At 62.4% G+C, this 11,973-nt stretch carries 8 protein-coding genes; all 8 read left to right on the plus strand.

The annotated features are described in order from the left end of the window. Positions 1–31 precede the first annotated feature (31 nt). The 8 genes from J3R75_RS15760 (at position 32) to J3R75_RS15795 (ending at position 11,973) form a co-directional block, all read left to right on the plus strand. Positions 32–2,347: an LPS-assembly protein LptD gene (locus J3R75_RS15760; protein ID WP_307263497.1), complete on the plus strand. Its 2,316-nt coding sequence runs from the start codon at positions 32–34 to the stop codon at positions 2,345–2,347. Positions 2,348–2,530: 183 nt separating this feature from the next. Next, the gene (gene htpG, locus J3R75_RS15765) at positions 2,531–4,477 is read left to right on the plus strand and encodes a molecular chaperone HtpG (protein ID WP_307263500.1); all 1,947 of its coding nucleotides are present in this window, start codon (positions 2,531–2,533) and stop codon (positions 4,475–4,477) included. Positions 4,478–4,566: 89 nt separating this feature from the next. Continuing rightward, positions 4,567–5,616, plus strand: coding sequence for a Gfo/Idh/MocA family protein (locus tag J3R75_RS15770; protein ID WP_307263504.1), 1,050 nt, complete (start codon positions 4,567–4,569; stop codon positions 5,614–5,616). A 399-nt stretch (positions 5,617–6,015) separates the two neighbouring features. After that, entirely contained in the window at positions 6,016–6,291 is a 276-nt protein-coding gene (locus J3R75_RS15775) for a hypothetical protein (RefSeq protein WP_307263507.1), read from the plus strand. A gap of 830 nt (positions 6,292–7,121) precedes the next feature. Next, positions 7,122–7,823 carry a hypothetical protein gene (locus J3R75_RS15780; protein ID WP_307263511.1) on the plus strand — a complete coding sequence of 234 codons (702 nt, stop codon included), beginning with the start codon at positions 7,122–7,124 and terminating at the stop codon, positions 7,821–7,823. Beyond that, on the plus strand, positions 7,820–9,016 hold the full coding sequence (locus tag J3R75_RS15785; RefSeq protein ID WP_307263513.1) for a radical SAM protein: 1,197 nt from the start codon (positions 7,820–7,822) through the stop codon (positions 9,014–9,016). The genes J3R75_RS15780 and J3R75_RS15785 overlap by 4 nt, the downstream gene beginning before the upstream one ends. Then, entirely contained in the window at positions 9,013–10,542 is a 1,530-nt protein-coding gene (locus J3R75_RS15790; protein WP_307263516.1) for a polyprenyl synthetase family protein, read from the plus strand. Before J3R75_RS15785 ends, J3R75_RS15790 begins: the two co-directional genes overlap by 4 nt. Before the next feature lie 522 nt (positions 10,543–11,064). Next, positions 11,065–11,973 carry a hypothetical protein gene (locus J3R75_RS15795; protein ID WP_307263519.1) on the plus strand — a complete coding sequence of 303 codons (909 nt, stop codon included), beginning with the start codon at positions 11,065–11,067 and terminating at the stop codon, positions 11,971–11,973.

The raw sequence follows: 11,973 nt of genomic DNA on the forward strand, positions 1-11,973 counted from the left end.
GTTTTGCTCACCGCGATAGAAGAGGCCACCCATGAAACACCGCGTCGTCTTTGCCGGTTTGGTAGTCGCCGTCCTGCTCATGTTTGCGTTCACGCCGTCCTTGTTGGCGCAGGTCGAGGAGATCCTTGGCGACACCAGCCAGATGCAGATTGAGGCCGACACGGTTGAGCATTCGCAGCAGACGGGCGAGGCTCGCGCCCGCGGCAATGTGCGCATCATCTACGGCAACCTGACCATGACTGCCGACGACGTCGCCGTCAATCAAGAGACGGAGGATTTTACGGCGACGGGCAATGTGGTCATCGACCTCAAGGACGGCGGGCAATGGCGGGCACCGGCCGTCAAGGGCAACTTCAAGACACGCGCCTTTTCGTTCGGGCCCTATCGGCTGGACGGCTCGGTGTGGCACAGCGGTGGCGATGGTGGTGAAAACAGCGCGGACGGCAATCAGACCCTGCACAACGCCTGGCTGTCCACCTGCGATTGTCCGGAGCCGCATTATCGTCTGTCTGCCAGTTCGATCGGCCATCGCGCGGACAACCGCTTTTTCGCTAAGAATGTCGTTTTGCGTTTTGGGCGCGTGCCGGTGTTCTATCTGCCCTTTTTGTGGGGGAGCACCAATGCCAACCAGTTCGGCTACATTCTCAAGCCGGGCTATTCGGGCAAACGCGGCGCCTATCTGCAGGTCGGGCGGGTATGGAAGCTCGGCGACGACCACAGCGCCAAGGCCTATGTGGACGTGATGAGCAAACGCGGCGTCGGCCTCGGCGCGGATTACGAGCAAAGCAACGAGCGCCGCGATGTGGATTTGACGGCTTACGGCCTGCATGACACCGACACGCCCGAGACCAGCGACGGCTTCAACCGCCGTTTTGAGAGCAAGGACGACCGCTACCGCGTCAACTACTACCATCGCGAGCGCCTGTCCGCTAAGCTGAGCCTGCGCCTGAATCTTGATCTGCTTAGCGACATTGAGATGCTCGAAGACTGGTTCCGGCGCGACTATCGGCGCTACGAGCAGCCGAAGTCCTACTTGGATGTGAGTTACGACGAACGCTGGTACAGCGTCGGCATCGCGCTGCGGCCGCGCCTCAACGAGTTCTATACCGTGTCGGAGACCCTGCCGGAGATTCGTTTGGACATTCCGCGCGTGCGGCTCGGGGTGTTGCCGTTGATGTACCAGAGTGAAACCAAGGCCGGCTATCACTCCATGAAATGGCGCAATTTCGCGCTCGGCCGCGACCAGCTGCTGCCATTGGGCGTCTTTGATCCCGCGCAGCATGGCGATCTGGACGACTACCGGAGCATGCGTGCGGACACGGTGCACTTTATCTACCTGCCCTTCGAGCTTCGCGACCGCGTGACTGTTACGCCGCGCGCCGGCGCCCGCGCCACCTACTACAACCAGAGCAGCAAGACGCGGGTGACGGGCAATGACATCGCCAACAATCTTGCCGTGGATAATCCCGACAACGTGTTTGCCATCAACGCCATACGCAATTACGACGACGATGGCGGCGAGATTACCCGTTTCGCCTTCGAAACCGGCATTGAAGCGCGTACGAGCATGAGCAGCGATTGGCTTGACCTGGCCTTGCCGGCGCTGTCCATCCAGGACCTGCGGCACGTCGTCGAGCCATACGTGAATTACACCTACGCGTCGACGCCCACCGAGGACCGTGATTTCATATACTTCTTCGACGAGATTGACCGGCTGGAGAAGCAGAATTTCCTGCGGCTGGGTTTGGATCAACGCCTGAACACGCGGCGGGACGGCGGTGTGGTCAGCGTCTTGCGCTGGCAGAGTTACGCGGATGTGCATTTTGACCGCGGCGAGGAATCCGGCCGCTACGGTGGCGATCTGGGCAATCGCCTGGACGTGATGCCGCGGCGCGATCTGCGTTTCTGGGGCGTGCTGTTGCATGACATGGGCGAGGGCGAGATTCATCGCGGCGAGCTGGGCACGCGCCTGGGCGAAGAAGAGCGGCTCAATTTGAGCCTGCGCTACATTTACCGCAACGACCACCTGTCGCGCTCGGCCTGGTCCATGGGCAGCAGCCTGGTCGATCTTACTGGCGAGAGCTCGTACATCAAGAAGATGTTCGAGACCTCAGATATCGCTGCCGGCGACCTAAATGTGCCGATCAACGCGCTCACGTCCGTGAATATCCACGCCGAGTATGATTTTGAGGAAAACCGCCTGTCGGAGCACTTCTACACCCTGCGGCGGCAGCTGCACTGCTGGGTGATGTCGTTGGGCGTGGGCTGGGACAACAGCGACTTCCAGGCGATGATCATGTTCCACCTCACGGCCTTTCCGAAGGTCAAACTTGATCTGGATTTCTAAGAGCCACGCGCGCCACAGAGCGCGGGTGGCAACTTCCGGCGGCGGGCGCTGTCAAAGCGCCGGTGCCGCGCAAAAACAGCCGGGGGCGCGAGTGCCCGGCTGTTGTCGCTTTGTCTTTTTTGGTAGTCGGCCCCTGTCGGGGTCGCATAGGTAGTAAGTATTTGTATTGGAGGATTGTAGACAATGTCAGAGAAACGTCAGTTCAAGACGGAAGTCCAGAAACTTCTTGATTTGGTCATTCATTCGTTGTATTCCAACAAAGAGATTTTCCTGCGCGAATTGATATCCAATGCGTCGGATGCGATTGACCGCGCGCGGTTTGAGGCGCTCAAGGACGAGGGCGTGTTGGAGAATGACGCCGAGTGGAAGATCAAGATCACGGCGGACAAGGACGCCAAGACCCTCACCATCACCGACAATGGCATTGGCATGAGTGCCGAGGAGGTCGAGGCCAACATTGGCACCATCGCCAGTTCGGGCACCAAGCGCTTCCTGGAGCAGTTGCAGAGCAACAAGGAGAATCTGCCGCCGGAGCTGATCGGCCAGTTCGGCGTGGGCTTCTACGCGGCGTTCATGGTCGCCGACGAGGTGACGGTCATCACCCGCCGCGCGGGCGACGCGGCCAGCGCCAGCAAATGGCAGTCCAAGGGCGACGGCTTCTACACTATAGAGCCCTGCACCCGCGAAAAGCGCGGCACGGACGTCATTTTGCACCTCGGTGCCGAGCACGAGGAATTTCTCGACGAGTGGAAGATCCGCAAGACCGTGACGCACTTTTCCGATTTTGTGGAGCATCCCATCTGCATGGACATTCGCCGGGAAGAGCCCAAGCGCGACAAGGACGGCAAGGTCATTGAGGGCGAGGAGCCGACAGTGACCATTACGGAAGAGACGCTGAACTCGCGCAAGGCCATCTGGCAGCGCCCCAAGAACGAGATCAAGCCCGAGGACTACGCGGAATTCTACAAGCACATCAGCCACGACTTCCAGGAGCCGTTGGAGACCATTCACTGGAAGGTCGAGGGCCAGACGGAATTTTCTGCGCTACTGTACCTGCCCAAGAAGCCCCTCTTTGAGATGTTCATGCCCGACCAGCGCGAGCGCGGCGTGCAGCTGTATGTGCGGCGGGTGTTCATCACCGACAAATGCGAGGAGCTCGTGCCCAGCTACCTGCGTTTCCTGCGCGGCGTGGTCGATTCCTCTGATCTGCCGCTGAATGTCTCTCGCGAACTCCTGCAGGAAGCGCGCACCCTCAAGATGATCCAGAAGAACCTGGTGAAGAAGGTCCTCGACACCCTCGCCGACATGAAGGAAAAGAACGCCGAGAACTACGCGGAATTCTGGAAGAGCTTCGGTATGATCGTCAAGGAAGGCATCCACACCGACTTCGAAAATGCCGAGCGCATACAGGACCTGATGCTCTTCGATAGTTCGAAGACCGACGAGGGCAAGAAGACGACGCTGGCCGAATATGTCACCCGCATGCCCGAAAGCCAGAAGGAAATCTACTACATCACGGCCGAAAACCGCAAGGCCGCGATGAATGCCCCGCAGCTGGAGGCCTTCAACAGCAAGGGCTTTGAAGTGCTGTTCTTCACCGACCCCATCGACGAGTGGGTCGCGCAAGACGTCACCAGCTACAAGGACAAAAAGCTGCGCTCCATCGCCAAAGGCGATGTCGATCTGGACAGCGAGGACGAAAAGAAGGAACATGAAGAGAATCGCAAAGAAGCCACCAAGGAGAACGAAGGCCTGCTGGCCGCGATTAAAGAGCTCCTGGGCGAGAAGGTCAAGGAAGTGCGCCTGTCCAAGCGCCTGACCGAGAGTGCCTGCTGTCTGGTGAGCGACGAGTGGGGCATGGGCATCAACATGGAAAAGATCATGAAGGCCATGAACCAGGACGTGCCGCCGGCGCGGCGCATCTTCGAGGTCAATGGCGACCATCCGCTGATCGCCACCATGCGCAAGCTGCATGCGAAGGACGCCAAGCATCCCAAGCTGGCTGATTACACCGCCATGCTCTACGACGAGGCGCTGCTCACCGCGCAGCTGCCGCTGGAAGACCCGCTGGCCTTCGCCAAGCGCGTCAGCGCCCTGATGGTCGCCGAAGGCACGGCCCTCACTGAATAACGAGTTACCCTACTGCGCCCGGTCGAAGTCCTCGATCGGGCGTTTTTGATTGTGCGTCATCGCGTCAACAAAAGCAAAGGAATGCGATCATGGCAAAGCTTCGTTACGGCATCATTGGCACCGGCGGCGCCGGGCAGGGCAAGCACCTTACGTCCTACGCGCAGAATCCCGACGTGGAGATCATCGCGGTCTGCGATATCATCGCGGAAAAGGCCAACCAGGCGGCCGACCGTTTCAATGTGGAGGCGGCCTACACGGACTACAACGAGATGCTGCGCGAGGAGAAGCTGGACCTGGTGAGCGTGGCGACGCCCAATCACGTGCACGCGCCGGCGACTATCGCGGCGCTGCAGGCCGGCTGCCATGTCCACTGCGAGAAGCCGGCGTCACTCACGCCGGCGCTGGTGCGCTCGATGGTCGCTGCGCGGGACAAATCGGGCAAGAAGCTCATGATTGGCCTCAACAACCGCTTCACGAACTGGGCGCAATTCGCCAAAGCGTTTGTAGACGCCGGGTCACTCGGCGAGATCTATCACGCCAAGTGCGGCTGGAAACGCCGTCGTGGCATCCCGGGCAAGGGCGGCTGGTTCACGACCAAAGCGCAGTCGGGCGGCGGGCCGCTGATCGACCTCGGCGTGCATTTCATTGACGTGTCGAACTACATCATGGGCTTCCCGAAGCCGGTCACGGTCAGCGGTCAGACCTACAGCAAGTTTGCCGACGGGCAGGCGTTCAATCCCAAGGCCAGCGGCTATACCGGCACCTACGATGTCGAGGACCTTGCCGTGGGCTTCGTTCGCTATGACAATGGCTGCACCCTCGACCTGGAATTCAGCTGGGCGTCGAATATCGACAGCGAATACAGCTACGTCGAACTCTATGGCACCAAGGCCGGACTCAAAATCGAGCGCGGACAGGTCACTATCTTCCAAGACTTCAATGGCACGCCGCTGGACAGCAAGCCGAAACTCAAGCCCGAAACCGGCTGGGGCATGGCCGAATGCCTGCACTACACCGAGTGCATCCGCAAGAACAAAGAACCCATCGCCCGACCCGACGAATGCGTGCTCATCATGGAAATCATCAACGCGCTCTATAAGTCTGCCGAGAAAAACGCCGAGGTGAAGATCAAGGCCTGACGCGGGGAGATGCGGGGCGGAAGACGCTTGCGATACCGAGTAGCTGCCGCCCCAAGGTAGCAGCGCCTCGGCCTGCGGGAAGAATGAGCGGCCCCAAGGTAGCAGCGGCTTCCAGCCGCTGTTCGCGTGGTACGTGTTGGCGTGAGAATTTGGCACCGACTTCGGTAGTTGTTTTCGGGCCGCTGCGGGGCCTGTCCGGCAGCGGCTCCAAGGTAGCAGCGGCTTCCAGCCGCTGTGCGCACGGCTCGTGCGGCAGGGGAGACGGGCCGGGTACGGTCGGCGTGGATGACGAGGACGGTTTAATGAGCCGTCTTGTCGGAGTGGGCGAGACGCCCACTCCACGGCCGCGAGACGTAATCGGTCAGTAACCACCCCGGCGGGGAAAACACCGGGGACAATTTGCAGGAAACCCACGGGCAGTCGCCGCCCAACCATCCGACCTTGATTTCCGCCGACCTTTGCGGCAGCGTGTTTCATAGGAGTAACCACCCCGGCGGGGAAAACACCGGGGACAATTTGCAGGAAACCCACGGGCAACCGCCGCCCAGCCATTACCCATGGGTGGCTAACCAGGCAGCGGATTTCATAGGAGCAATACCCTTCACCTTGCATGCGGCAATCGCCGGCGATGAGCTGATTGGTAACCATGCACAAGATCATTCGCCGAGGTTTTGAGCACCGAAGGTGCGCCCTAAGATAGCCCAGGGCAAGCGCCCGCAGGGCGCGTCGCCCTGGGTAAGGTGCCCTATCCGAAAGGAGCCCTGTAGGGGCGACCTAAAAGACCTGCGACGAAGGGGCACAGCGCAAAGTTGCCGCAGCAATCAATGAGTTCCATTGCCTCTTTGGCCCCAGTCAGCTTCGCCGACTGGGGCCAAAGAGGCCGAGGAACACGAACAATACTGGCGCTCTACCCAGGGCGGCGCTCCGCCTTTGGCGTCGCTTGCCCTGGGTTACGATGACCGCGCCCCTCCAGGGCGCTTGCCGCTTCGCGGCCGGGGAAACGGACACGCTTGGCTCCGCCTGATGGTGTCATCTGACGGGGCGGACTACAAGCTCGCTCTCACGACCAGGAGATGAGTGCGCGGGGCCTGTCCGGCAGCGGCTTCAAAGTAGCAGCGGCTTCCAGCCGCTGTTCGCGTGGCACGTGTGGCGTGAGAATTTGGCACCGACTTCGGTTGTTGTTTTCGGGCCGCCGCGGGGCCTGTCCGGCAGCGGCTGGAAGCCGCTGCTACTCTGGCCGCTGTTCGCGTGGCACGTGTGGGCGCGACGCCTCCAGCCGCTGTTCGCGTGCAGGCGGGGCTAATTGCGATATATTCTTAAGAAGCCGGAACGACTGCAAGTCAGGAGCTGTCTGAAGCCGGACCGCTGCGTGATGTCCCGCGCCAGCAAACTGAGTGCTGGGTTATGTGTTGTCTACTGCGGCAGCGGTCTGATAGCTGGTCGCGGCGTGATGTACCGCGCCTTTCCGATTTTTTGAGATGCAACGCGAAGGGAGCCCCGCGTTTATGGCAAGGATAGCTTTTTGTGCCTGTCGCGAGTACGGCCATATCCCGGCGGAAAACTTGGCTCGGCTGGTGGCGGCGGCGGGCGCGGCCGGGCACGACATTGAGGTTCTTGACGACCTCTGCCACTGTGCGGCCAAGGATGCAGCGCGGCTGGCGAGTCTGGCCACTGCCGACGCGGTGGTGGCCTGTCATCCGCGGGCCGTGCGCGGGCTTTTTGCGCGCTGTGGCTGCGCCGTGCCGGCACAGCTGCTCAATGCCCGCTGTGATTCCCCGGCGGCCATGGCGACTGCGCTGGGCTTGGGCGAGCTGCCTGCCACTGCCACTGCCACTGTTCTCCCGTCGTCGCCTGCCGTCGTTGCTGCGGACGGTTGGATTGCGTGGTATCCCGTGCTGGATTACGGCCGCTGCGTGAATTGCGGCCAGTGCGTGGATTTCTGCATGTTCGGGGTTTACACCCGCGATGAGCGGGGTGTGCATGTCACGCAGCCGGATGCCTGCAAGACGAACTGTCCGGCCTGTGCGCGGATGTGTCCAGCGCGGGCGATCATGTTTCCGAAGATCACAGAAGAGCCCATCAATGGTGCCGAGCCGGTTGGCACGGCGAAGCCCGCAGCGGCGTCTCGTCCTGGCGGGCTGATGGACACCCTGCGTACGCGCAATGCCGTCAAGAAACGCCTGTTCAAGGACGACATGCCATCATGAAAATACGGGCATTGACACGCATTGTAAGTGGTTGCACCTGGAAAGTGCAGCGTCAGCTCTTGTTCAATTTTGCCCTGGGTGGCGCGCGGGCCGTGCGGGCGTTTGAGCGTCGGCGCAAACAGGGCCGGCCGTTTTTCCCGGCCTTCACCATGATATCGCTGACCAACCGCTGCAATCTGCAGTGCCGCGGCTGCTGGGTGGAGCAGACCAAGCCGGCGCAGGCCCTGAGTGTCGAGCAGCTCAATGGCGTGGTCACTACGGCCCGTCGCTACGGATCGAATTTCTTCGGCATCCTCGGTGGCGAGCCGCTGTTGCACGACGGCTTGTTTGAGTTCATGGCGGCCCATCCGTGGGCTTATTTCCAGCTGTTCAGCAATGGCGTGGGCATGACGCGCGAGGTCGCGGAAAAGCTCGCCGCGATGGGCAATGTCACGCCGCTGATCAGCATAGAGGGCCTGGAAAACGAATCACGGCGGCGCCGCGGGCGCGACGACGTCTTCGCGCGGGCGCTGGCCGGCGTGGACGAGGCGGTGCGGGCGGGGCTCTTCGTGGGCGTGTCGGCCAGCATTACCCGCAGCAATTTTGCCGAACTGGTCAGTGACGACTATCTGGATTTCCTCATTGAGCACGGCGTGCATTACATCTGGTACTACATCTACCGGCCGGCGGGGCGCGTGCCCGAGCCCGAGAACGCGCTCAGCGCCGAGCAGATCGTGGAGCTGCGGCGCTTTATCGTCGACCGGCGCCAGACGGCGAAGATACTGATCATCGACGCGTACTGGGATCACCTCGGGCGGGCGCTGTGTCCGGCGGCGACGGGGCTGTCCCACCACATTAGCCCGGGCGGCGCGATTGAGTTCTGCCCGCCAGTGCAATTCTGTTCGGGGCGCCTCGATGAGCATGGCGGCAACCTCGAAGCGTTATTTCAGCAGCCGGGGTTGCTGCCGGCCCTGCGCGAATACGTGTCGGGCCGTACGCGCGGCTGCATCCTATTGAAAGACCCGGCGGGCCTGGCGGCATTCATGCGGGAGCAGGGCGCCGAGGACAGTTCCTGCCGCGACGCCCTGGCGGAGCTGGCGGCTTTGCCGCAGCTGCCCGGCCACGACCACGCCGAGCCGCTGCTGCCGGAAAAATCCTGGGCGTACCGCCTGGCCAAAAAATACTACTTCTTCGGGTTTGGAGCCTACGGGTGAACAGCAACAACAGCACAATAGCGGTGATACAGCGTGTGCCTGAAAGCCCTGGCCTGCGTCGGGATCTGCGCGGGCGCTTGGAGCAGTTCCTGGCTGGGCGCAAGCTGTTGCCGCCCCTGCCGCTGAGCCGCCTGCGTGCGCTAGTGGGGGAATTTCTGGCCGCGACGGGCGTTGACAGCGCCTACGGCCACTGGTGCATGATCTTCATCAACAACATCCTCTGGCGCGATGTCATCCGGCGCATTCCCGTGCAGAAGCGCCTGTTACTGTTGCCGTTTTGCCTGCGGCACGCCACACGTTGCGAGGGCAGCTACGACGAGCTCGGGCTGATTTGCGCCGATTGCGGGCGCTGCCGCATTGCCGGTTTGCGTGAACGCGCGGATGCGCTGGGCCTGGTGACGCTGGTGGCCGAGTCGTCGTCGCGGGTGGCCGAGTGGGTCGAGAGCGGCGAGATCCAGGCGGTGATTGGCGTGTCGTGCCTGGCATCGCTGGAGCGGGCCTTTCCAGCCATGCTCAGAAATGCCGTGCCGGGCATTGCCATACCGCTGAATCACGACGGCTGCAAGGACACTGATTTCGATGACGACGTGCTCGCCGATGCCCTGGCGTTGGGCGAGGCGGAGGTCATGGAGCTGCCGGGCTACGACGAGGTCAAGGCGCAGGTCCAGGCGCTGTTCACGTCGGAGCGACTCGACCGCGCTATGCTTTTCAACCGTCATCGCGCGCGGGTGTTTGCGCAGGAAGCCCGTCTGGCGCTGTGCGAGCACGGTAAGCATTACCGGCCCATGCTGAGCATCATGACCTACCTGGCGCTGGCCGAGACCACGGCGATACCGCCCTGGCTGGAGCAGGTCGCGCTGGCGGTGGAATGCTTCCATAAGGCCTCGCTGGTGCATGACGACATTGAGGACAACGACGATAGCCGCTATGGCGAGCCGACCGCACACGCCCGGCAGGGCGTCGGGGTGGCCATCAATCTCGGCGATTATCTGCAGGGCGAGGGCTACCGGCTCCTCTGTAGTGATCCCGTGCCGGTAAAATTGCGCGGGCAGCTCGCCGCCATTGCCGCCGAGGGCCACTGCGAACTGGCGCTCGGCCAGGCGCAAGAACTCGAATGGCGCGATGGCGTTCAGAACATGGAGATGGTGCTGGACACTTTCCGGCTCAAGACCGCCCCGGCTTTCCGCGTCGCTTTGGCCATGGGCGCGCTGGCCGCCGGACGGCTGGATGGCCTGCACGAATGCTTCCAGAAACTTTCCGAAGCCATGGGCATCGCCTATCAGCTACAGGACGATATTGATGACCAGGAAGACGACCCGGCATCGGCTGTGTTCGTGTACGCGCGCGAAAGGCAGGTTGAGCTCGCCGATGCGCGGCGGGCCCTACGCGAACTCGCTGACGCGCAACGCGAGGATGCCTACGCGGCGCTGGAAGGCGTCAGCAGCCAGCCGCTCAAAAGCCTGCTCTTCCGCATGGTCGGCAAGCTCCTGCCACCGCCGCCGGCGACCTTGCCCACGCCGCCCTAAAAGGATCGTGACATAGCAAACAAGGAAAGGGAGTTCCATTGCCCCTTCGGCCCCAGTCAGCTTCGCCGACTGGGGCCGAAGAGGCCGAGGAACACGAACATAGAGGCGCTTTACCCAGGGCGGCGCGCGCTTTCAGCGCGCTGGCCCTGGGCTGGTATGTTTCGCGCCTTCAGCGCTTCTGCCGCTTCGCGGCGATGAAATGCCCCGTAGGGTAGCCCGTCGTTTCGCGGCGATGAAATGCCCCGTAGGGTAGCCCATCGCTTCGCGGCGATGAAATGCCCCGTAGGGTAGCCCATCGCTTCGCGGCGATGAAATGCTCCGTGGTGTAGCCCGTCGTTTCGCGACGATGAAATGCCCTGTAGGGTAGCCCATCGCTTCGCGGCGATGAAATGCCCCGTGGTGTAGCCCGTCGTTTCGCGACGATGACATGCCCGTGGCGGTTGCAAGGATTCATGTGGTTGTTGCGGGAACCCAAAGCCCTGCGGGCTGTAAATGAATTGCATTGGAGTGACAGGACTGACGATGAGCAAGCCGGACAGCATCACCCAACAACTCTATCAGGCGCTGCGACGCGGCCGCGAGCTCTGCGCGCCGGAGGCGCTGAGTGCCATGGCGGAGTTTGTGGCCGGTCAACAGCATGGCGATGGTGGTTTTGTCAATCGCGCCGGCGTGGCTGACGGCTATTACGGCATGTTCGGGCTGCTGCTGGCGAGTGTTCTTGACGCGCGCATTGACCTCGGGCGGCTGGACACCGCGCTGGCTAGGCAAGACCCCCGCGCGCTCGACCTGGTGCATCTGCTGTGCCTGCTGCGTTCGCGGCTGCTCGCGGCCTTTCTGCGTGTGGCGCCGGGCCTGCGTGGCGTGGCGGCGCTCCTGCCGGCAGCGCGGGCGCTGCCCAAGGACTGGCGGGATGCGGCGCGCGACCTGCTGGCCACGGGCGATCCCGGGCGTTTTCCCAATCACGACGCGCAGTCGCCATATTCGCAATTTCTGGCGCTGAGTCTGGCGCAGGACGCCGGGCTGCCCTGGGCGGTCGCCGACCTGCGGCCCTACCAGCTGGCCAGTGGCCTGTTCAGCAACGAACGCGGTGGTGCCATAGCGAGCGTAAATGCCACTAGCGCGGCGCTGGTTTTGGCGCGCTATGGCCAGGGCGGCGTCGCCGTCGCAGCGTCGGCCCTCGATGCCTTTGCGGCTCTGCAGCGGCCCGACGGTTCTTTTCCAGCCGTTGTGGCGGCGCCTGCGGGCGACCTGCTTTCCACGGCGACGGCGTGCTTCGCGCTGTCGCTCTACGACCGCCGGCCGCCGCATTCGCCGCGGGCTTTTCTCTACGATGCCTTCACGGCCAGCGGTGGCTTCAGTGCCGGCCCGGGCGACGACGTCGCCGACCTCGAATATACGACCTATGGCCTGTTGACCATGGGGGTGCTCTGA

This window comes from Oligosphaera ethanolica (assembly GCF_030814695.1).
Taxonomy (GTDB): Bacteria; Verrucomicrobiota; Lentisphaeria; order Oligosphaerales; family Oligosphaeraceae; genus Oligosphaera; species Oligosphaera ethanolica.